This window comes from Vibrio sp. 10N.261.51.F11 (assembly GCF_041471665.1).
GTDB lineage: Bacteria > Pseudomonadota > Gammaproteobacteria > Enterobacterales > Vibrionaceae > Vibrio > Vibrio crassostreae_C.
Window position 1 is genome coordinate 127,424 of the sequence record NZ_JBFROW010000004.1, and the last position, 21,966, is coordinate 149,389.

18 protein-coding genes and 9 tRNA genes are annotated in these 21,966 nt (G+C 45.1%); 1 reads left to right on the forward strand and 26 read right to left on the reverse strand.

Annotated elements, in window-relative coordinates:
- Positions 1–14: 14 nt before the first annotated feature.
- The 15 genes from AB4351_RS02090 to pncC form a co-directional block, all read right to left on the reverse strand.
- Positions 15–272: an oxaloacetate decarboxylase subunit gamma gene (locus AB4351_RS02090; RefSeq protein ID WP_004741884.1), complete on the reverse strand. Its 258-nt coding sequence runs from the start codon at positions 270–272 to the stop codon at positions 15–17.
- Positions 273–647: 375 nt separating this feature from the next.
- Positions 648–724: transfer RNA gene (locus AB4351_RS02095), tRNA-Arg, on the reverse strand.
- Between the two features lie 81 nt (positions 725–805).
- Positions 806–882 (reverse strand) — tRNA-Arg (locus tag AB4351_RS02100).
- 58 nt (positions 883–940) lie between these two features.
- A tRNA-Arg gene (locus AB4351_RS02105) sits at positions 941–1,017 on the reverse strand.
- 79 nt (positions 1,018–1,096) lie between these two features.
- A tRNA-Arg gene (locus AB4351_RS02110) sits at positions 1,097–1,173 on the reverse strand.
- Between the two features lie 80 nt (positions 1,174–1,253).
- Positions 1,254–1,330, reverse strand: a tRNA-Arg gene (locus tag AB4351_RS02115).
- Positions 1,331–1,397: 67 nt separating this feature from the next.
- Positions 1,398–1,474: transfer RNA gene (locus AB4351_RS02120), tRNA-Arg, on the reverse strand.
- Between the two features lie 88 nt (positions 1,475–1,562).
- A tRNA-Ser gene (locus AB4351_RS02125) sits at positions 1,563–1,655 on the reverse strand.
- A 44-nt stretch (positions 1,656–1,699) separates the two neighbouring features.
- A tRNA-Arg gene (locus AB4351_RS02130) sits at positions 1,700–1,776 on the reverse strand.
- A 43-nt stretch (positions 1,777–1,819) separates the two neighbouring features.
- Positions 1,820–1,912, reverse strand: a tRNA-Ser gene (locus tag AB4351_RS02135).
- Positions 1,913–2,386: 474 nt separating this feature from the next.
- Positions 2,387–2,584: a carbon storage regulator CsrA gene (csrA, locus tag AB4351_RS02140; RefSeq protein WP_004415691.1), complete on the reverse strand. Its 198-nt coding sequence runs from the start codon at positions 2,582–2,584 to the stop codon at positions 2,387–2,389.
- 92 nt (positions 2,585–2,676) lie between these two features.
- Positions 2,677–3,858 carry an aspartate kinase gene (locus AB4351_RS02145; RefSeq protein WP_017063224.1) on the reverse strand — a complete coding sequence of 394 codons (1,182 nt, stop codon included), beginning with the start codon at positions 3,856–3,858 and terminating at the stop codon, positions 2,677–2,679.
- 220 nt (positions 3,859–4,078) lie between these two features.
- On the reverse strand, positions 4,079–6,661 hold the full coding sequence (gene alaS / locus AB4351_RS02150) for an alanine--tRNA ligase (RefSeq protein WP_372124960.1): 2,583 nt from the start codon (positions 6,659–6,661) through the stop codon (positions 4,079–4,081).
- A gap of 332 nt (positions 6,662–6,993) precedes the next feature.
- Positions 6,994–8,034 (reverse strand): recombinase RecA, encoded by a 1,041-nt coding sequence (recA, locus tag AB4351_RS02155; protein ID WP_017056586.1) that lies wholly within the window; start codon positions 8,032–8,034, stop codon positions 6,994–6,996.
- 139 nt (positions 8,035–8,173) lie between these two features.
- A complete protein-coding gene (gene pncC, locus AB4351_RS02160; protein ID WP_029235458.1) occupies positions 8,174–8,668 on the reverse strand; it encodes a nicotinamide-nucleotide amidase in 495 nt (164 codons plus the stop codon).
- Positions 8,669–8,792: 124 nt separating this feature from the next.
- On the opposite strand from pncC, the gene mutS reads away from it, so the two are divergent.
- Positions 8,793–11,354 (forward strand): DNA mismatch repair protein MutS, encoded by a 2,562-nt coding sequence (gene mutS, locus AB4351_RS02165; protein WP_372124962.1) that lies wholly within the window; start codon positions 8,793–8,795, stop codon positions 11,352–11,354.
- A 133-nt stretch (positions 11,355–11,487) separates the two neighbouring features.
- On the opposite strand, the gene rpoS is transcribed toward mutS, so the two are convergent.
- The 11 genes from rpoS to mazG form a co-directional block, all read right to left on the reverse strand.
- On the reverse strand, positions 11,488–12,468 hold the full coding sequence (rpoS, locus tag AB4351_RS02170; protein ID WP_017059027.1) for an RNA polymerase sigma factor RpoS: 981 nt from the start codon (positions 12,466–12,468) through the stop codon (positions 11,488–11,490).
- A 98-nt stretch (positions 12,469–12,566) separates the two neighbouring features.
- Positions 12,567–13,481, reverse strand: coding sequence for a murein hydrolase activator NlpD (gene nlpD, locus AB4351_RS02175; RefSeq protein ID WP_372124964.1), 915 nt, complete (start codon positions 13,479–13,481; stop codon positions 12,567–12,569).
- 34 nt (positions 13,482–13,515) lie between these two features.
- On the reverse strand, positions 13,516–14,142 hold the full coding sequence (locus AB4351_RS02180) for a protein-L-isoaspartate(D-aspartate) O-methyltransferase (RefSeq protein ID WP_017059029.1): 627 nt from the start codon (positions 14,140–14,142) through the stop codon (positions 13,516–13,518).
- Complete coding sequence (surE, locus tag AB4351_RS02185; RefSeq protein ID WP_017059030.1) at positions 14,143–14,886, reverse strand: 5'/3'-nucleotidase SurE; 744 nt, start codon at positions 14,884–14,886, stop codon at positions 14,143–14,145. It lies immediately after the preceding gene.
- Positions 14,887–14,967: 81 nt separating this feature from the next.
- Positions 14,968–16,014 (reverse strand): tRNA pseudouridine(13) synthase TruD, encoded by a 1,047-nt coding sequence (gene truD / locus AB4351_RS02190; RefSeq protein WP_017059031.1) that lies wholly within the window; start codon positions 16,012–16,014, stop codon positions 14,968–14,970.
- A 22-nt stretch (positions 16,015–16,036) separates the two neighbouring features.
- The gene (gene ispF, locus AB4351_RS02195; protein ID WP_004739053.1) at positions 16,037–16,516 is read right to left on the reverse strand and encodes a 2-C-methyl-D-erythritol 2,4-cyclodiphosphate synthase; all 480 of its coding nucleotides are present in this window, start codon (positions 16,514–16,516) and stop codon (positions 16,037–16,039) included.
- A 2-nt stretch (positions 16,517–16,518) separates the two neighbouring features.
- The gene (gene ispD / locus AB4351_RS02200) at positions 16,519–17,220 is read right to left on the reverse strand and encodes a 2-C-methyl-D-erythritol 4-phosphate cytidylyltransferase (protein ID WP_017059032.1); all 702 of its coding nucleotides are present in this window, start codon (positions 17,218–17,220) and stop codon (positions 16,519–16,521) included.
- A complete protein-coding gene (gene ftsB / locus AB4351_RS02205) occupies positions 17,220–17,501 on the reverse strand; it encodes a cell division protein FtsB (protein ID WP_010435786.1) in 282 nt (93 codons plus the stop codon). Before ftsB ends, ispD begins: the two co-directional genes overlap by 1 nt.
- 401 nt (positions 17,502–17,902) lie before the next feature.
- On the reverse strand, positions 17,903–19,201 hold the full coding sequence (eno, locus tag AB4351_RS02210; RefSeq protein WP_017059033.1) for a phosphopyruvate hydratase: 1,299 nt from the start codon (positions 19,199–19,201) through the stop codon (positions 17,903–17,905).
- Between the two features lie 81 nt (positions 19,202–19,282).
- On the reverse strand, positions 19,283–20,923 hold the full coding sequence (locus AB4351_RS02215) for a CTP synthase (RefSeq protein WP_017063214.1): 1,641 nt from the start codon (positions 20,921–20,923) through the stop codon (positions 19,283–19,285).
- A gap of 150 nt (positions 20,924–21,073) precedes the next feature.
- Positions 21,074–21,871, reverse strand: a complete 798-nt coding sequence (mazG, locus tag AB4351_RS02220; RefSeq protein ID WP_137001308.1) for a nucleoside triphosphate pyrophosphohydrolase — start codon at positions 21,869–21,871, stop codon at positions 21,074–21,076.
- Between the last annotated feature and the right edge of the window lie 95 nt (positions 21,872–21,966).

Genomic DNA, 21,966 nt, shown 5'->3' on the forward strand with positions numbered 1-21,966 from the left:
TAATCCTTTAAATACTACTTAGCAGTAGACGCACGGTATTGATGAACCGCGGCCGAAATTGCAGCCACTACCTGTGGACTAACAGCTGAAGGGTTTGATTGTGATTTTTGAATTTTTTTAGGTGCTGCGATCGGCTCTGGTACTTCTTCTGGTACCAGTTTTGACATCAACCGAACGAGGTAAACTAGAATAGTTAGGAAAATAAAGACAACGGACATCCCCGTTATCATTAGAGTCGCCGCATCTCCTAGCAGGCTTCCAATATTAGTCATGTTGCTTCCTTTCTTCGTCATCCTGACATACGTACAGGATTTCAGCGAATAGTGATCCCGACCCATGGATTATCTCGATTGGTAAAAGTTTGTCAATTTTGTTTAAGGTTCTGTTACGGATAACGCACACATAAGGTTAATTATTCGCCTATCAGATCACATAAATCTGTCAAATACGTCATTTTTAGATATTTAAACTGTGACTTAAACGGGGCTTTTCTGGGAATTGATATGAGAAAGGTGGAATAACAAAGAAGCAATCAAGAACTACTTTAAATACAACAAGTTAAACAACGAACAAATTTAACATTGTCGCAACAAATTTGCAGCAGACATAAAAAAAGCCTCGTATAAACGAGGCTTTTTCTAATAATGTGGCGCGCTCTGGAGGATTCGAACCTCCGACCGCCTGGTTCGTAGCCAGGTACTCTATCCAGCTGAGCTAAGAGCGCACGGTTTTAATATCAATTCATTGTTACTAACAACAGATCAATATAAGGATTTCATTCTTATAAGAAAAAAGCCCTAAATAGTGGCGCGTCCTGGAGGATTCGAACCTCCGACCGCCTGGTTCGTAGCCAGGTACTCTATCCAGCTGAGCTAAGGACGCGCAGTTTTCGATATCGGTATTCCCAATATCAGGGGTTCATAAAAGAAACCCTAAATAGTGGCGCGCTCTGGAGGATTCGAACCTCCGACCGCCTGGTTCGTAGCCAGGTACTCTATCCAGCTGAGCTAAGAGCGCACGGTTTTAGTATCAATTCGTTGTAAACAACAACTCAATACAAGGATTTCTGTTCTTATAAGAAAGAAGCCCTAAATAGTGGCGCGTCCTGGAGGATTCGAACCTCCGACCGCCTGGTTCGTAGCCAGGTACTCTATCCAGCTGAGCTAAGGACGCACGGTTTTTGATATTAATTTTCGACGAACGATTTATCAATATCAGGATTCACATTCTTATAAGAACTAAACCCTAAATAGTGGCGCGCTCTGGAGGATTCGAACCTCCGACCGCCTGGTTCGTAGCCAGGTACTCTATCCAGCTGAGCTAAGAGCGCACGGTTTTAGTATCAACTTAGTCAATACAAGGACTTTCATTCTTAAAAGAAATAAACCCTTAAATAGTGGCGCGTCCTGGAGGATTCGAACCTCCGACCGCCTGGTTCGTAGCCAGGTACTCTATCCAGCTGAGCTAAGGACGCACGGTGTTCATTCATTAAGAATGAAGTTGTGAAATATATCACATTCTTCTTGCTACGAAGAAAAAAAAGGCCATCGGCCTGTAATGAATGGCGGTGAGGGAGGGATTCGAACCCTCGATGCAGCTACAAACCACATACTCCCTTAGCAGGGGAGCGCCTTCGGCCACTCGGCCACCTCACCTAATTCATTATTCTCAAATCACTTACAAGTAAGAGAAGAGAGAATGGCGCGTCCTGGAGGATTCGAACCTCCGACCGCCTGGTTCGTAGCCAGGTACTCTATCCAGCTGAGCTAAGGACGCACATTTACATTGTCTAAATTGCTAATTTTAGACTCGCAAGAAATGGCGGTGAGGGAGGGATTCGAACCCTCGATGCAGCTACAAACCACATACTCCCTTAGCAGGGGAGCGCCTTCGGCCTCTCGGCCACCTCACCGTCTTGCGGAGGCACATATTACGTTTTACCGAAAATATGTCAAACACTTTATTGAAAAAAATTGGACAAAAACACTCAACCGTTTGCTATTTAATCAAAGCGCTTGCAAATTGAACTTATAAGATTCAAATCGCGCTTTTTCCCTTAAAAATTAAGGTGAAAGATTGGCAATAATAAACAGCCGAAAACAATTATCTAATTTCTCCAGCAGCAAGTGCTACCGCTGATGGCACAATACTACGGGATGCGTATTTTCGCCATAGGGGAAGCGAATAAATCTTGAGTTTTGCCAAACAAAATACAGAGCAACAGTTCTGTTCAACCTTGTCTGTATCTCGCAGCATCACAAAGCATTCACTTCACCACTTTGAGACCGATCCGTTATCCAACCCATCTATGTCCCAATCAGTGCTTCGGTTCCCCAAGATCAAAAAAGGCTAGCAACAATGCTAGCCTCTTCTCTACGCAAAAGTATTAGTAGTTGCCAGATGCAACGTTACCATTACCTTTTTCAGCTTGAATGCGCATGTAGATCTCTTCACGGTGAACAGATACTTCTTTAGGTGCGTTAACACCGATACGTACTTGGTTACCTTTAACGCCTAGTACAGTAACTGTTACTTCATCACCAATCATCAGTGTTTCGCCAACGCGGCGAGTCAAAATTAGCATTCTTTGCTCCTTGAGTAATCTCTAAATTTATCTAGCTACGAGAGCATTATCCAACAAAAGTTATATTTTCGTAAACTATCGATTGAGTTTATTTAACCAAAATGCACTTCTTTTTTAGGATAACCCTGTGTTTCACGCGCTACGATGTATGCATTGTGTAATATGTTAGCAGCCATATCGACTTGCGTTGGTGATATCACCAAAGTTAAAGACTGCTGCTGCAATAAGTGATGCTGTACATCAATTTCGCCTTCAGACAACAATCCATGTGAACTGACCACAATTTCTTGTGTTCGGCTTCCTACCACAGTTAACAAACTAACCTGTTCACTATTACGGATTTTCTCAGCAAAAACTAGTTTTAATTTGGCACTTATGTCTTGTTTAATAATGAGTGCTGCCCGTTCTGTTTCCTCGATCACACTACAGACTTCGATCCCCAACAGTTGGCAATGTGAAATGAAAGACGGTAAATCTTCATTCAAACACTCGATACGCACCATATCTCTTTGGATGGCGATGCCAGCAATATCATTCAAACACTGATTACCCGCGATCAATGTGCCCTCGCCTTGTTCAAAGCTTGAAAGCACTCGCAATGACACGTTGTGCTGCCATGCATACTGAACACAAGGAAGGTGCAATACCTTAGCGCCTCGGCGAGCCATCTCTTCCATAGAAGGAAAGTCTAAAGTATCTAATTTCTGAGATTGTTTTACGACTCTAGGGTCACAAGAGTAAACACCATCTACATCAGTATAGATCTGGCATTCTTTCGCCTGCAAGGCACCTGCAAGCGCGACCGCTGTAGTATCTGAACCACCGCGGCCTAATGTCGTGATATCACCTTTCGCATTGAATCCTTGAAAGCCTGCAACAATAACAATCTGGTTGTCATCTAGCAGAGCTTGAATCGGAGCAGTATCAATACGCTCAATCGCTGCATTATTATGATTAGAATCCGTGTGTATCTTGGCTTGATAGCCAGTCATCGATGTCGCTTCATAACCTAACTTGTGTAACGTCATTGCTAACAAGGCCATGGAAACTTGCTCGCCAGCCGTTAACAACACATCCAGTTCTCTAGCGTTTGGTACGCTATCAACTTGCGTGGCTAAATTAACTAACCGATTTGTTTCACCAGACATAGCAGAAACGACAACCACGATCTGGTTCCCTTCATTTTTCGCTTCAATGATTTTTTCTGCTACATGATGGATTCGTTCAATTGAACCCACCGACGTTCCACCAAATTTCTGCACGATAAGAGGCATTTTCACCCGTCCTCACCTTCCCAAGACCAATGTCTATATATGACAAAAAAACACATACTCCGCGTCAGGGCGAAGCAATAAAAAATTAACCAAGGAGTCTAACGCCACCATTAGACTTCTTGGTTAATCTCAATCAAACCTTGTTTAAACACACTTCCAATAGGCAAAATAAAAGATGCCCAATCAACTGATTGGGCATCTTTGTATCAATTACTTAAGCTTAAAGACGCTCTTCTAGCCAAGTACGCACAGATTTAAGCGCTTCTGGCAGTGCTGCAACGTCTGTACCGCCCGCTTGAGCCATATCTGGACGACCGCCGCCTTTACCGCCAACTTGCTCAGCAACCATCTTGACGAGATCACCCGCTTTTACTTTGCCGATTAGGTCTTTGGTTACACCAGCAATCAAGCCAACTTTACCGTCTGCTACGTTCGCGATCAGGATGATGCCGCTACCTACTTGGTTTTTAGCGTTATCAACCATAGTACGTAGGTTCTTGTTGTCTGCGCCTTCAATTGCAGCAACCAAAACTTTAGTACCAGAGATGTCTTCTACTTTGCCCATGATGTTTGCGCTTTCTGCAGCAGCCATCTTTTCTTTAAGCAGTTGGATTTCTTTCTCTAGCGATTTCGCTTTCTTAGCTGACTCAGCCAGTTTCTCTTCGTAAGCGTTAGCTTGAGCTTCTACTGCATCTAGTGCAGCTTCACCTGTTACCGCTTCAATACGACGAATACCCGCAGCAATACCACCTTCAGAAGTGATCTTGAATAGGCCGATATCACCTGTGTTTGAAGCGTGGATACCACCACAAAGTTCAGTAGAGAAATCGCCCATAGATAGAACGCGAACTTCATCATCGTACTTCTCGCCAAACAGTGCCATTGCACCTTTTTCTTTCGCTGACTCGATGTCCATGATGTTCGTTTCAATCACATGGTTCTTACGAACTTGTGCGTTAACTAGACGCTCTACTTCTTTAATCTGTGCTGGTGTTACCGCTTCAAGGTTAGAGAAGTCAAAACGTAGGTTATCTGGCTTAACTAAAGAACCTTTCTGAGCAACGTGCTCACCTAGCACTTCGCGCAATGCAGAGTGAAGTAAGTGAGTGGCAGAGTGGTTTAGTGAGATAGCAGCTCGACGCTCAGCGTCAACCGTTGCTTCTACTTTATCGCCCTTAGCAAATACACCTTCAACTAGCTCACCGTGGTGCGCAAATGCGTTACCTAGCTTCTGAGTGTCTTGTACTTTGAAAAGACCCGACGCTGTTTTTAGTGTACCAGCATCACCACATTGACCGCCTGACTCAGCGTAGAATGGTGTCTCTTCAAGGATGATGATTGCTTTGTCGCCAGCCGATAGTGAAGATACTTCTTCGCCGTCAACGAATAGCGCAGAGATTTCACCAGCACCTTCAGTTGCTGTGTAACCACAGAACTCAGTGTTGGTGTCTACTTTGATTGTCGCGTTGTAATCCGTGCCGAATTGGCCTGCTTCACGTGCACGCTTACGCTGTGCTTCCATCGCCTTCTCAAAGCCTTCGTCATCGATAGTAAAATCGCGTTCGCGAGCTACATCGTTAGTAAGGTCAGCTGGGAAGCCGTATGTATCGTAAAGTTTGAAAACTGTTTCGCCGTCAAGCTCTTTGCCTTCAAGTGCATCTAGTGCGTCATTAAGAATAACCATGCCGCGCTCTAGCGTACGACCAAAGTTCTCTTCCTCAATGCGAAGTACTTTTTCAACCAGCTCTTGCTGTTTCTTAAGTTCATCTGCCGCAGAGCCCATCACTTCAGCCAGTACGCCCACAAGTTTGTGGAAGAACACGCCTTGTGCGCCAAGCTTGTTACCGTGACGAACTGCACGACGGATGATACGACGTAGAACGTAGCCACGACCTTCGTTTGAAGGCATAACACCGTCAGCAATTAGGAATGAACAAGAACGGATGTGGTCAGCAATAACGCGTAGCGATTGGTTAGATAGATCGTCATGACCAACAACTTCCGCAGTCGCTTTGATTAGCTTTTGGAATACATCAATTTCGTAGTTAGAGTGAACGCCCTGCATGATTGCAGAAATACGCTCAATACCCATACCTGTATCTACAGCAGGCTTAGGTAGCGGTTCCATTGTGCCGTCAGCGTGACGGTTGAACTGCATGAATACGTTGTTCCAGATCTCGATGAAACGGTCACCATCTTCTTCAGGTGTACCAGGACGGCCGCCCCAGATGTGCTCACCGTGATCGTAGAAGATTTCAGTACATGGACCACAAGGACCTGTGTCACCCATCGTCCAGAAGTTATCAGACTCGAACTGTTTACCGCCTTCTTTGTCGCCAATGCGAACGATACGGTCAGCAGGAACACCTACTTTCTTGTTCCAGATATCGAATGCTTCATCATCTGTCTCGTATACCGTTACCAGTAGACGATCTTTTGGCAGTTGAAGAGTTTCAGTCAGGAATTCCCAAGCAAATCCAATCGCTTCTTCTTTGAAGTAGTCGCCAAAGCTGAAGTTGCCTAGCATTTCGAAGAACGTGTGGTGACGAGCCGTGAAACCAACGTTTTCAAGGTCATTGTGTTTACCACCCGCACGTACACAACGCTGAGCCGTAGTTGCTCGAGTGTAGGCACGCTTTTCGGCGCCTAAGAAGCAATCTTTGAATTGGTTCATACCTGCGTTAGTGAATAGCAGGGTTGGATCGTTATGTGGAACTAACGATGAACTGTCTACGATTTGGTGTTCTTTGCTCTCAAAGAACTTAAGGAACGCGTTGCGAACCTCATCAGTGCTCATGTACATGCAGCTCTTCCTGAAAATAGTCGAGTTAGAATTTTGCCGTATTGTAGATCATGGTTAAGGCTTCGACTAGTTTTCTTGTAGAAAAGACACCCTTGGGCAGGATTTTAGTGGGAATTCGATAAAATGAAGAATATTCCACTATATCTTGCCGTGGAAAAGCAGAACTAAATTGACAACCTAGTACCGAAGAAACTCAGTCAACGAGAGAGATTTGACCAAAGACATGCTCGACGGAGCAGATCCAATAAAAAAGCCCCGCATAAAATATGCGAGGCTTTAAATTCTTTCAAAGCGGATGCTTCTTTCAAACATCCACTCTATAAAACGTGAGCTTATAGCTCTTCGTTTTCTTCTTCTTTCTCTACGTCTTTCTCTTCAAGAACAGCAGGAGTCAGTAGTAACTCACGAAGTTTGGTATCGATCTCTAGAGCAACTTCTGGGTTTTCACGTAGGTATTTACCAGCGTTAGCTTTACCTTGGCCGATCTTATCGCCTTTGTAGCTGTACCAAGCGCCTGCTTTTTCTACTAGCTTATTCTTAACACCTAAGTCGATAAGCTCACCTTCGCGGTTGAAGCCTTTACCGTAAAGGATTTGAGTCTCAGCTTGTTTGAATGGTGCAGCAATCTTGTTCTTAACGACCTTGATACGAGTTTCGTTACCAACAACTTCATCACCATCTTTAATCGCACCAGTACGGCGAATATCAAGACGAACAGATGCGTAGAACTTAAGTGCGTTACCACCTGTTGTTGTTTCTGGGTTACCGAACATCACACCAATTTTCATACGAATTTGGTTAATGAAGATAGCCATACAGTTAGACTGCTTAAGGTTACCCGTCAGCTTACGCATTGCTTGAGAAAGCATACGAGCCTGAAGACCCATGTGGCTGTCGCCCATTTCGCCTTCGATTTCTGCTTTTGGTGTTAGGGCTGCTACTGAGTCAATAACAAGAACGTCGATTGCACCTGAACGAGCCAGTGCATCACAGATTTCCAGCGCTTGCTCACCAGTATCTGGTTGAGAAACAAGAAGTGCATCGATATCAACACCAAGCTTTTGAGCGTAGATAGGGTCTAGTGCGTGCTCCGCATCAACGAATGCACACGTCTTTCCCACTTTCTGTGCAGCAGCAATAAGCTCAAGCGTTAGCGTTGTTTTACCTGATGATTCTGGACCGTAAACTTCTACGATACGTCCCATCGGTAGGCCACCAGCACCTAGTGCGATATCTAGAGATAGAGAACCTGTAGAAATAGTTTCTACGTCCATTGTGCGGTTATCACCAAGACGCATGATAGAACCTTTACCAAATTGCTTTTCAATCTGACCAAGGGCTGCGGCTAACGCTTTTTGTTTATTCTCGTCCATTTCTATCTCCACATAATCGGTTGTCTCAACAAGCGATCTAGAATCTATTTCTAACCCACATAGGGGTGACTAATTGGCTTTTATTATACTGTTGATTCATACAGTGTCTATACCTGTATGAAAATAATTTGTACAAATGTTACTTACCTTCCATTGATAGGTAATCATAAATAACTTGCAGGGCATGGTGCGTGGCTTGTTGGCGTACTTGTGATCTGTCGCCTGTAAATACATGCGTTTCTACTTTATCCCAGCCATTTAGCGCTTTCCACGCGAAGCATACTGTACCAACAGGCTTATCTTCGGTCGCGCCACCTGGGCCAGCGATGCCACTGATTGATACAGAGATCGTCCCGTTTGAATGTTGCAATGCCCCGCTCGCCATTTCTATTACGACAGGCTCACTCACGGCGCCGAACTCCATTAAGGTTTTAAGCTGTACACCGATCATCTCTTGTTTAGCTTCATTGCTGTACGTAACAAAAGCGCGATCAAACCATCCAGAGCTGCCCGCAATATCGGTGACTGCACTCGCGACACCTCCGCCAGTGCAAGATTCAGCCGTCACTAACACGTGTTTGTGTTTAGCGAGTAAATGTCCAAGCTGCTCACTAAGGTCTTGAGTCATCTGCATCATCTGCTTCCCTTTATTTACTGTCATATCATTTGGATTCGCATCTTTTCGCATCAGCCGCTTTTCGCACGAAACGCTTTCACGTATCCTAAGCCGCAATAGAAATAAACGAAAGAAGTTAACTGTGAAAGCCGATCAAAAACATACTCCCATGATGCAGCAGTATCTAAAACTGAAAGCAGAAAACCCAGAAATTCTGCTGTTCTACCGCATGGGCGATTTCTACGAGCTTTTCTACGATGACGCTAAAAAAGCCTCTCAACTCCTCGATATTTCACTGACTAAGCGTGGCTCATCAAATGGTGAACCGATTCCGATGGCAGGTGTTCCATACCATGCGGTTGAAGGATACCTTGCAAAGTTAGTGCAACTTGGTGAGTCCGTAGCAATTTGTGAACAGATTGGTAATCCAGCACTTTCAAAAGGCCCTGTTGAGCGCGCAGTAGTGCGTATCGTGACACCGGGTACCGTAACCGACGAAGCCTTGCTTTCTGAACGCGTTGATAACCTAATTGCAGCCATTTATCACCACAACGGTAAATTCGGTTATGCGACACTTGATATTACCTCTGGCCGATTCCAACTTTGCGAGCCAGAAACAGAAGAAGCGATGGCCGCTGAGCTACAAAGAACCTCTCCGCGTGAGCTGCTGTTCCCTGAAGATTTCGAACCCGTCGATTTAATGGCAAGCCGTAACGGCAATCGCCGTCGTCCAGTTTGGGAATTCGAACTAGATACCGCCAAGCAGCAGCTGAACCAACAATTTGGAACTCGCGACCTTGTCGGTTTTGGCGTAGAAAGCGCGAAACTGGGTCTATGTGCGGCTGGTTGTTTGATCCAATACGTGAAAGATACCCAACGTACTGCCCTCCCTCATATCCGTTCACTCACGATGGATAAACAAGATCACTCGGTGATCCTTGATGCTGCAACTCGTCGTAATTTGGAGATCACGCAAAATCTTGGGGGTGGTACTGATAACACCCTTGCCGAAGTACTTGATCACACTGCGACAGCAATGGGTAGCCGTATGCTTAAGCGTTGGTTACATCAACCAATGCGCAATATATCTGCACTCGATCAGCGCTTAGATGCAATTGGTGAAATGAAAGATTTAGCTCTATTCACAGAACTACAGCCAACCTTAAAACAGATTGGTGATATCGAACGTATTCTCGCTCGATTAGCACTTCGCTCTGCTCGCCCTCGCGATATGGCGCGTCTTCGCCAAGCAATGGAATATTTGCCAGAGCTTGCTGAAACACTGACGCAACTGAAGCACCCATACCTAACTCAACTTGCTCAATATGCTTCTCCTGTGGATGAGGTTTCTGAGCTGCTTGAACGTGCAATCAAAGAGAACCCACCGGTGGTTATCCGTGACGGTGGTGTGATTGCAGAAGGCTACAATGCCGAGTTAGACGAATGGCGCGACCTTGCAGCAGGCGCAACTGAATTTCTTGATAAGCTTGAGCAAGAAGAGCGTGAACGTCATGGCATCGACACGCTAAAAGTTGGCTACAACAACGTACATGGTTTCTTCATTCAAGTAAGCCGTGGGCAAAGCCATCTTGTGCCGCCACACTATGTTCGTCGTCAAACGCTGAAAAATGCTGAGCGTTACATCATTCCTGAGCTAAAAGAGCACGAAGACAAAGTACTTAACTCTAAGTCGAAAGCACTCGCTATCGAGAAACAGCTGTGGGAAGAGTTGTTTGACTTACTACTGCCGTATCTAGAGCGCCTACAAAATATCGCCTCTTCAGTATCTCAGCTTGATGTTCTACAGAACTTGGCTGAGCGTGCAGATACCCTTGATTACTGTCGTCCAACCATGACAGAGTCTGCTGGCGTACAAATTCAGGCCGGTCGTCACCCTGTTGTTGAACAAGTGATGGACGAACCTTTCATTGCTAACCCTATCGACCTGAATGATCAACGTAAGATGCTGATCATCACGGGTCCCAACATGGGTGGTAAATCGACCTACATGCGCCAAACGGCACTCATCGCATTGATGGCTCATATCGGTTGTTATGTTCCTGCAGAAAGCGCAACCATCGGCTCTATCGACCGTATCTTTACGCGTATTGGCGCATCCGATGATTTGGCTTCTGGCCGTTCAACCTTCATGGTTGAGATGACAGAAACCGCAAATATCCTGCACAATGCAACACCAAACAGCCTTGTGCTAATGGATGAAATCGGTCGTGGTACCAGTACTTACGATGGCCTGTCTCTGGCTTGGGCAAGTGCAGAGTGGCTAGCCAATCAAATCAATGCGATGACACTGTTTGCAACGCACTACTTTGAGCTAACTGAACTACCTAACCAACTTCCAACTTTAGCAAACGTACACTTAGATGCGGTTGAGCATGGTGATAGCATTGCCTTTATGCACGCAGTTCAAGAAGGTGCTGCAAGTAAATCTTATGGTCTAGCGGTTGCAGGTTTAGCTGGCGTACCGAAAGCAGTGATCAAGAATGCTCGTGCGAAGCTGACTCAGTTAGAAGCGTTAAGTATGGAGTCGCCAACATCGAAGCCAAGCGGTGTCGATATCGCAAACCAACTGAGCCTGATCCCAGAACCGAGTGAAGTAGAGCAAGCACTAGCGAATGTTGATCCTGATGATCTAACACCTCGCCAAGCATTAGAAGAACTCTACCGCTTGAAGAAACTACTCTAGTTTAAGAAGTACTCTAGTTTAAATAGCTAAGCGCTGTGGTTCTTAGCTGAAGTAAAAGCCAAACCAGAAGCTAAAACTAAAAAACGCTGACATGAGGTCAGCGTTTTTTTATGTCGATATCGTGGAATATCGTTTAGTCGTTTTCAACGTTGAACAAGTTTTCCATGTTCAGACCTTGTTTGATCAGAATCTCACGTAGACGGCGAAGACCTTCAACTTGGATTTGGCGAACTCGCTCACGAGTTAGGCTGATTTCACGGCCAACTTCTTCTAGCGTTGACGGCTCATAGCCTAATAGTCCAAATCGACGTGCAAGCACTTCTTTCTGCTTCGGATTCAGTTCATCAAGCCAGAATATCAGTGAGTTCTTGATATCGCTATCTTGAGTTGAAACCTCAGGATCTGAATTATTGATGTCTGGAATAATATCCAACAGTGCTTTCTCACCGTCACCACCAATTGGCGTATCTACAGAGCTCACTCTTTCGTTTAGACGAAGCATCTTACTCACATCACCAACTGGCTTGTCTAGCTTAGAAGCAATTTCTTCCGCCGTTGGTTCATGATCAAGTTTTTGTGATAGCTCTCTTGCGGTACGCAGATAGATGTTCAGCTCTTTCACAACATGGATTGGCAAACGGATAGTGCGAGTCTGATTCATTAACGCACGTTCAATGGTTTGACGAATCCACCATGTCGCGTAAGTTGAGAAGCGGAAGCCACGCTCTGGATCAAACTTCTCTACGGCGCGAATTAAACCTAGGTTGCCTTCTTCGATTAGATCGAGAAGTGCAAGGCCGCGGTTGCTATAACGACGTGAAATTTTTACCACCAAACGCAGGTTACTTTCGATCATGCGTTTACGTGCTGCTTCATCACCGCGTAGAGCTCGACGTGCGTATAGCACTTCTTCTTCAGCGGTTAGTAGTGGTGAGAAACCGATTTCGCCTAAGTAGAGTTGAGTGGCATCTAAACTTTTAGACGTAACTTCAACTTCTTCTTTCGCTTCGGTTTTCTTAGTGACTGTTCGTTTTGCTTTTCCAAGAGCTTCCGGTTCCGTGGTTGCTTGGTCAAGATCGAACTCTTCTTTGGTTACTGCATTGCTTATACTCATAACGCCTCCCCCTGGCGAAATTAGCATGACATTACAACTTCATATGTCGCTAAATGACTATGTCACTCCATACAATACGTAATTTTTGCATATTGTATTTAAGGTAAATATCGTTTTGGATTAACGGATTTACCTTGGTAACGAATCTCAAAGTGCAGCCTAACACTGCTGGCTCCAGAGCTTCCCATTGTTGCAATCTTCTGCCCTGGTTTCACACTTTGCCCTTCAGATACTAATAGTCGGTCGTTGTGCGCGTATGCACTTAAGTAATTATCATTGTGCTTCACAATCACTAGATTGCCGTAGCCTCGTAGTGCATTACCCGAATAAACAACCGTTCCCCCTGCAGTAGATACTATCGGCTGACCTCGCTGTCCTGCTATGTCTATGCCTTTATTTCCTTGTTCGCCTACAGAGAAATTCTTGATTACTCTCCCTTTAGTTGGCCATAACCATTTGGATACTTTATCACTTGTTGGTTTGGTGGACGGTGTAACATTCTGTTTACCTTTAGAACCAACATACTCCTTTGATTTGGATTGTTCAACCTTCTTTGGTGGATCTTTTTTCACCACTTTGGTGGTAGTTTGAGCTGGAGCCGGTTTAGAGTTTTTGCTCTTTTGTGGTGTGGTTTTCGGTTTACTTGCCGCAGATGACGTTGTGGATGCGGCGACAGGCGCAGCAACTGCTGCTGCCGCTACCGTTGACTTACCATACGCAGGCGCATTATAGCTAGGACGCCACAACTTAAGCTTCTGCCCTGGGTGGATAGTGTAAGGAGCAGACAACTTGTTATAACCGATGAGGTCTTTAACGTCTTTATTGGTGACATAAGCAATGAAGTAAAGGGTGTCGCCTTTTTTAACTTCATAGTAACTGCCACGATAACTACCACGATCAATCGATGAGTAATTCTTGTTTAGGTTTGAAACGGGCGCAGGCGAATTCGCTGCACACCCAACAAGGGCACAGCTAAGCAGTAAAGTACTTCCTTTTAACAACTTCGAACGCATCGACTCTCTATCCACCTACACCATTAGTCTTTTATTAAGCTAGCTCACCAGGAACAAGAGGTACAAATCTCACCATCTCGATAACACTCGATAAAAACTCATCGCCGTGTCGAACGATCTTCAATAGTTGCTGTTCGTCATCACCGACTGGAATCAGTAAACGACCGCCATCTTTCAGCTGTTGCAGAAGCGCTTGAGGAATCGACTCTGCAGCGGCGGTGACAATAATCGCATCAAAAGGGGCTTTTGAAGACCAACCTTGCCAACCATCACCGTGCTTAGTTGAGATATTGTAGAAATCGAGTTGCTTCAACCTACGCTTGGCATCCCATTGTAGCGACTTTATTCTTTCAACCGAATACACATGATCAACAAGTTGAGCCAATACCGCAGTTTGGTAACCAGAACCCGTTCCGATCTCCAAGACACGGCTATCTTGTTGTAATTCAAGTAGCTCTGTCATTTTAGCAACAATGTATGGCTGTGAGATTGTCTGACCCTGACCGATAGGCAGCGCATTATTATCATAGGCTTGGTGATACATCGCCTGTGATAAAAAGCTCTCTCTCGGCAGTTGGTAAATCGCATCAAGAACCTTTTGATCCTGAATACCATTTTCAATCAGGAAAGTAATTAAACGCTCAGCTTGCGGATTACTCACTTACTTCTCCCCTAACCATGTTGCCATCGCACCCAACGACTCATGCGCCGTCAGATCAACCTGCAACGGTGTTACCGACACAAAGCCATGCTCAATCGCGTAAAAATCGGTACCTTCACCGGCATCTTGCTCTTTACCCGGAGGGCCAAGCCAATAGATATCGTGACCACGCGGGTCTTTTTGCTTGATCATATCTTCAGCGTGATGACGAGCACCTAAGCGCGTCACCTGAGTACCAGACAATTGTTCTAAGGCTAAATCAGGAACGTTTACGTTCAACAAGCGGTTGGTCGGGATTGGGTTTGCTAAATGTTGTTCGACAATACGACGAGCAATCGCTGCCGCTGTCTTAAAATGTTTTTTTCCCACCAGAGAAAACGCTACCGATTGAACGCCTAGAAAATGCCCTTCCATTGCTGCAGCCACCGTGCCGGAATAAAGCACGTCATCACCCAGGTTAGCACCGTGATTAATGCCCGTTAATACCAGATCAGGCATGTCATTCTTTAGCAGTTCGTTTAACGCAAAATGCACACAGTCGGTCGGTGTTCCTTGTACCGAATAGGTATTTTCAGTAATCTCTTGAACACGCAGAGGCTGTTCTAAAGTTAATGAATTTGACGCACCCGAGCGATTACGGTCAGGGGCAACAATGATAACGTCAGCAAGATCACGTAGCTCATTTGCCAGCTCATGAATACCTTGAGCGTGCACACCATCATCATTGCTGAGTAAAATCTTCATCTTGTATCCTTTCTTTTGTTCCCATGCTAAGCCAAGTCACTTAAATTCCAATATCAAGTGACTCAGCTCCAAGCAGAATCGTTATTGCTCGTAGGTTCTCTCTACGTGTACTTCTTCAACCAATTCGCGAACGATCGCTGTTGCGAAACAACCCGCATCAAGAGAGAACTTAAGCGTGACATTATCTTCGTTCACTTCCCAAGTTAAGTCTGTTGGTTTCAGTGACGCTTCACGGCGATCATGACGCATACGGTTACCACGAATCAGAGCCATTAGATCCGGTTCAGCATCAAGGTGTTTCTGTTCTAGAGCTTGAGACTCATCAATCGTTGGTAAGGCATTATCGCCAGCCAAAGCAACAGTTATCAAAGCAGAACCGTTCGCAATGTCTTGGTTTACAGCTTCAATGTTGTCTGCTGTTACTGCCAGTTGAGCACCGTCTTTCACCACGATATCGCCAACCAATGCTGATGCAAACGCATCTTGCTCAATACGGTCTGAAAGGATCAGGTTGTAAATCCACGAACGAGCAGCAGAAAGGTACAAGCTGCGCTTATTCTGGTTACGAGTACGAACGTTATCGCGGCCCCAACGACGAGCTTCAGATAGGTTGTTACCTTCATTGCCAAAACGCTGAGCACCAAAGTAGTTTGGCACGCCCACTTGAGCGACTTTTTCCAAACGCTTGACCACATCATCGCAATCCGTTACTTCAGACAAGGTCAACTCAAATTGGTTGCCAACTAAATCGCCTGGACGTAACTTTTTGTTGTGTCGCGCTGTCGCTAAGATTTCAATGCTTGGGTATTGTGCTAAGAACCCTGAAAAGTCAGGCTCACCTTTCGGTAGGTGAACGCTCAACCACTGTTCTGTCACAGCGTGGCGGTCTTTCAAACCCGCCCAGCTCACGTCTTTCGACTTAACACCGCAAGCTTTAGCCAGCTCGTTTGCTACGAAGCTCGTGTTTTCACCAGTTTTACGAATACGAACCATTAGGTGCTCGCCTTCACCAGCAAACTCAAAACCCAAGTCTTCATTAACGACAAAGTGTTCGGCTTTTGCTTTTAGTTTTGCTTTCGCAGTTGGTTTACCGTTTAGATAAGCCAATGAAGATAAAATATCTGACATGCTGTTCTTTTCGTGTTGGTGCTTACGCACTTTTAGTAATTAGGACCACCGCTTCACATGCGATGCCCTCTTTGCGACCTGTAAAACCTAAACGCTCAGTGGTCGTCGCTTTTACATTCACATTGCTAATGCTGGTTTCTAGGTCTTGAGCAATAGCTTGGCACATAGAGTCTATATGAGGCGCCATCTTTGGAGCTTGCGCCATGATAGTAATATCGGCATTACCAATCACGTAACCTTGTTCTTTTACTCGACGGTAAACATCTTTCAGTAGCTCACGGCTATCCGCACCTTTCCATTCGTCATCGGTATCAGGGAAATGACGACCAATATCACCCGCAGCAATCGCACCCAATAGAGCGTCACACAACGCATGAAGGGCAACATCACCGTCTGAGTGTGCAATAAGACCTTGCTCGTAAGGGATGCTTACACCACCAATAATTACCGGGCCTTCACCACCAAACTTATGTACATCAAAGCCATGGCCAATACGAATCATCATTATTCCTTATTCTGACTTAAATAGAACTCAGCAAGCGCTAAATCTTCAGGCTGAGTAATCTTAAAATTATCTGAACGCCCTGCCACTAAAGCGGGCGATAAACCTTTCCATTCAAAGGCTGAGGCTTCATCAGTAATTGAAGCGCCTTGTTGCAACGCCTCACTTAATGCCTTCCACAGAGGCTTTGCTCTGAACATTTGCGGCGTAAGTGCATGCCATAAATCGGCACGCTCAACGGTATGCTCGATCTGCCCTTGGGCACCGCGCTTCATCGTGTCACGAACTGGAGCCGCTAAAATAGCGCCCACATCATGGCTCATCGCGCCGGAAATTAGCTTGTCGATATCACTTAGCTGAACACACGGCCTTGCCGCATCGTGAACCATTACCCAATCACTAAGCTGCTGCTCAGCGATATAGTTTAGCGCAGAGAGTACAGAGTCCGCTCGCTCGCTTCCGCCTGACACTCTGATCACTTGCGGGTTCAGGTTGAGTGCTAGATCAGGGTAGTATGGGTCATCATCGCTGATCGCAACGACAATTTGAGCGACTTGTGGGTGAGACAGTAATTTCTCAATGGTGTGCTCTAAAATTGTTTTGTCGTGAATCTTGAGATATTGCTTAGGGCGGTCTGCCTTCATTCGGCTACCGACGCCCGCCGCAGGTACAACGGCAATCACGCTTTGAAGTTGAGTCGACATTAATGGGATTCCTCACCAATGATGCGATAAAACGTTTCACCTTCTTTGACCATTCCAAGTTCATGACGTGCGCGTTCTTCTATCGCGTCTAAGCCTTGGCGTAGATCGTCAATTTCAGCAAACATTTCTGCATTTCGAATATGCAGCTTTTCATTTACTTGCTGTTGAACTTGGATTTCGTTGTTCACACCGTAGTAATCAGAGATACCATTTTTACCGAGCCACAGTGTGTGTTGTAGCCAGCCAAACACTATGAGCAGTACTAAAGCAAAAATTCGCATAACACCTTTCGCCGGTTGAAAAAGAAGGAACTAGAATAAGGCACATATATACCATAATGAGCTTATTGGTGCGAGATATGTGGTGTCAGGGAATCAATAAGTCGGGGAGTCATTGTCAGGAAAACAATGAGATTCCCTACTCCTTCCTTCGTCAGTCTAGGGAATGACGAACTTTATATGTGACAAGGAGGAGCTTTAGAGCCTAGAGCTTCTTTCATTCAGTTTTCTACAGACAAAAAAATGCCCCGCATAAGCGAGGCATTCAAAAGTATTAGTGCATAATTCTAGCTAGTTGGTGCTGTAGCAAGGCAACAAAGAAGATTCAGCTATGGAGCATAGTTTCCTATGTGACTTAGTGAATCTTCTGCAGTTAACGCAGCTACAGTGCCAAATAGGACGAATTATTGACCTTTAACTTCTTTAAGACCGTTGTAAGGAGCTTTAGAACCTAGAGCTTCTTCGATACGGATAAGTTGGTTGTACTTAGCAACACGGTCAGAACGGCTCATAGAACCAGTTTTGATTTGACCTGCAGCTGTACCTACCGCTAGATCAGCGATAGTTGCATCTTCAGTTTCGCCAGAACGGTGAGAGATTACTGCAGTGTAGCCAGCGTCTTTAGCCATCTTGATAGCAGCTAGAGTCTCTGTTAGAGAACCGATTTGGTTGAACTTGATAAGGATAGAGTTAGCTACGCCTTTCTCGATACCTTCAGCAAGAATCTTAGTGTTTGTAACGAACAGATCGTCACCAACGATTTGAAGCTTGTCGCCTAGAAGTTCAGTTTGGTGCTTGAAGCCATCCCAATCTGACTCGTCAAGACCGTCTTCGATAGAAACGATTGGGAAGTTGTTCGCTAGCTCAGCTAGGTAGTGGTTGAACTCTTCAGAAGTGAAAGTTTTACCTTCGCCCTTCATGTTGTAGATACCAGCTTCTTTGTCGAAGAACTCAGATGCTGCACAGTCCATAGCAAGAGTAACGTCTTTACCTAGTTCGTAACCAGCAGCTGCAACAGCTTCTGCGATAACTTCTAGAGCTTCAGCGTTAGACTTAAGGTTAGGAGCGAAACCACCTTCATCACCAACTGCAGTGCTGTAGCCTTTAGACTTAAGAACTTTAGCTAGGTTGTGGAATACTTCAGCGCCGATACGTAGACCTTCTTTAAGAGTTTTAGCGCCAACTGGTTGGATCATGAACTCTTGGATGTCAACGTTGTTATCTGCGTGCTCACCACCGTTGATGATGTTCATCATTGGTAGAGGCATAGAGAACTGACCAGCAGTACCGTTTAGCTCAGCGATGTGCTCGTATAGAGGCATGCCTTTCGCAGCAGCAGCAGCTTTTGCGTTAGCTAGAGATACAGCTAGGATAGCGTTCGCGCCGAACTTAGACTTGTTATCAGTACCGTCTAGGTCAAGCATGATTTGGTCAACGTCAGCTTGTGCTTTAGCGTCAGTACCAACTAGAGCTTCAGCGATTGGGCCGTTTACAGCTTCAATAGCTTTAAGAACACCTTTACCTAGGAAACGTGATTTGTCGCCGTCACGTAGCTCAAGAGCTTCGCGAGAACCAGTAGATGCGCCAGATGGAGCAGCAGCCATACCTACGAAACCGCCTTCTAGGTGTACTTCAGCTTCTACAGTTGGGTTACCACGTGAATCGATGATTTCACGACCTAGAACTTTAACGATCTTAGACATTGAATGTTTCCTTCTCGTTGAATATATAAATGTCAAATTTAAAGGTAGCAGCACAACTTACGCAGCTACCTGTATTCCTTTTTACTTCTCTAACTCGCCGCGCTGGAACTCACCAGCCGCTTTAACGAAACCTGCAAACAATGGGTGACCATCGCGAGGTGTTGAAGTGAACTCTGGGTGGAATTGAGCAGCAACGAACCATGGGTGGTTCGGGTTCTCAATAACTTCAACCAGTTTCTTGTCCGCAGATAGACCCGATACTTTTAGGCCCGCTTTTTCGATTTGTGGACGAAGATTGTTGTTCACTTCGTAACGGTGACGGTGACGTTCATGGATCGTCGCGCTACCGTATAATTCGTAAGCTTTCGTCCCTTTCGCTAGGTGACAAAGCTGTGAACCAAGACGCATTGTGCCGCCAAGGTCAGATGTTTCTGTACGCTCTTCAACTTTACCTTCGCCATCAGTCCACTCAGTGATAAGACCAACAACTGGGTACTTAGTTTCAGTACAGAATTCAGAAGAGTGTGCCCCTTCCATTTTCGCAACGTTACGAGCGTACTCGATAAGTGCTACTTGCATACCTAGACAGATACCTAAGTACGGTACTTTGTTTTCACGAGCGTATTGAGCAGCAAGAATCTTACCTTCAACACCACGGTCACCAAAGCCACCAGGAACTAGGATTGCATCTAGGCCTTCTAAAACTTCTACGCCACGAGACTCAACGTCTTGTGAATCTACGTATTTAATATTAACGCTTAGGCGATTTTTCAAGCCCGCGTGTTTTAGCGCTTCATTTACTGATTTGTATGCGTCTGGTAGTTCAATGTACTTACCAACCATACCAATCGTCACTTCACCCGTTGGGTTAGCTTCTTCGTAAATTACTTGTTCCCATTCAGACAGGTCTGCTTCTGGAGCTGTGATGCCGAAACGCTTACATACAAGTTCATCAGTACCTTGAGCTTTAATAAGCTGAGGGATCTTGTAGATAGAGTCAACATCGCGCATAGAAATAACTGCATTTTCTTGCACATTACAGAACAGAGCAATTTTCTTACGCTCGTTCGAAGGAATGTTGCGGTCTGAACGACAAACTAGGATGTCTGGCTGAATACCAATAGACAGTAGCTCTTTTACAGAGTGTTGCGTTGGCTTAGTTTTCACTTCGCCCGCAGCTGCTAGGTATGGCACTAGAGTAAGGTGCATGAACATTGCGCGTTCACGGCCTAGTTCTACTGCTAGCTGACGAATCGCTTCCATGAATGGTAGAGATTCGATATCACCAACCGTACCACCAACTTCAACGATCGCGATATCGTGGCCAGCTGCGCCAGAAATTACACGCTCTTTGATAGAGTTAGTGATGTGTGGGATAACCTGAATAGTTGCACCTAGGTAATCACCGCGACGCTCTTTTGCTAGTACGTCTGAGTAAACACGACCTGCAGTGAAGTTGTTACGCTTAGTCATCTTGGTGCGAATGAATCGCTCATAGTGACCAAGGTCAAGGTCTGTTTCAGCGCCATCTTCCGTAACGAACACTTCACCGTGCTGAGTCGGGCTCATAGTGCCTGGATCAACGTTGATGTAAGGGTCAAGCTTCATCATGGTCACTTTAAGACCACGAGCTTCTAAAATAGCTGCAAGAGATGCTGCAGCAATACCTTTACCTAGAGAGGATACAACCCCGCCAGTAACAAAAATGTAATTTGTCGTCATGTTTAACCTGAAATTGGTTGAATGAGGGAAATGGACTACTTCTGGACGGGATGAAAATATACCAGAAGCCCCTTATCGCCACAACGTGAAATCTATCACACTGCTATTTTTTATTTTTTGCTTCAAATCAATTCATGATAAAAGCTTTGGTTATCTTTTCTCCGCCACTTTGACTTCATCCCACATGGAATCAAGCTGTTGTAGTGAAAAGTCAGTCAAATTTTTATCTTGCTGACGAACTTTTTGTTCCACCCCTTTAAAGCGACGCGAAAACTTGAGATTGGCTTTATTGAGTGCCGATTCTGGGTTTTTACCTAAATGTCGTACCAAATTGACCGTCGCAAACAGCAAGTCTCCCAACTCTTCTTCAACCAAATCTTCATTTGGCGTCACTTGAAGTGCCTCTTCCAGCACCTCATCGACTTCCTCTAAAACCTTATTAGCCACTGGGCCAATAGAGTCCCAATCAAAGCCATATTTCGCTACCTGTTTTTGAATCTTTGTAGCACGTGAAAGCGCAGGTAGAGAGTTTGGTATTGAGTCTAGAATACTTTCTTGAGTTTTGCCTGCCTGAGCTTTTTCTTTGGCTTTTTCAGCTTCCCAGTTGGCATTAATTTCTTCATCGCTCGCAAACTCGGTATCAGAAAACACATGCGGATGGCGGCGTGTTAGCTTTTCGTTAATGCCATCAACCACATCAGAGAACTCAAACAACCCCTGTTCTTTCGCTAACTGGCTATAGAAGATCACCTGAAACAACAAGTCACCCAACTCTTCTTGTAGGTTCGGCCAATCTTTGTTGTGAATCGCATCCACCACTTCGTACGTCTCTTCGATAGTATGCGGCACAATTGTTTCAAAATTTTGTTTTAAATCCCAAGGACAGCCACCTTCTGGATCGCGCAGCTTAGTCATAATTTGTTCTAGTTGTTCAATCGGGTGGCTCATGGTGCTTTCCTATTATTCTGTTTGATTGTTTTAATCTAATTCTTTTCTTAAAACTAAAAAAGGTGAGCAGCCAAAACCACTCACCTTTCTATTTT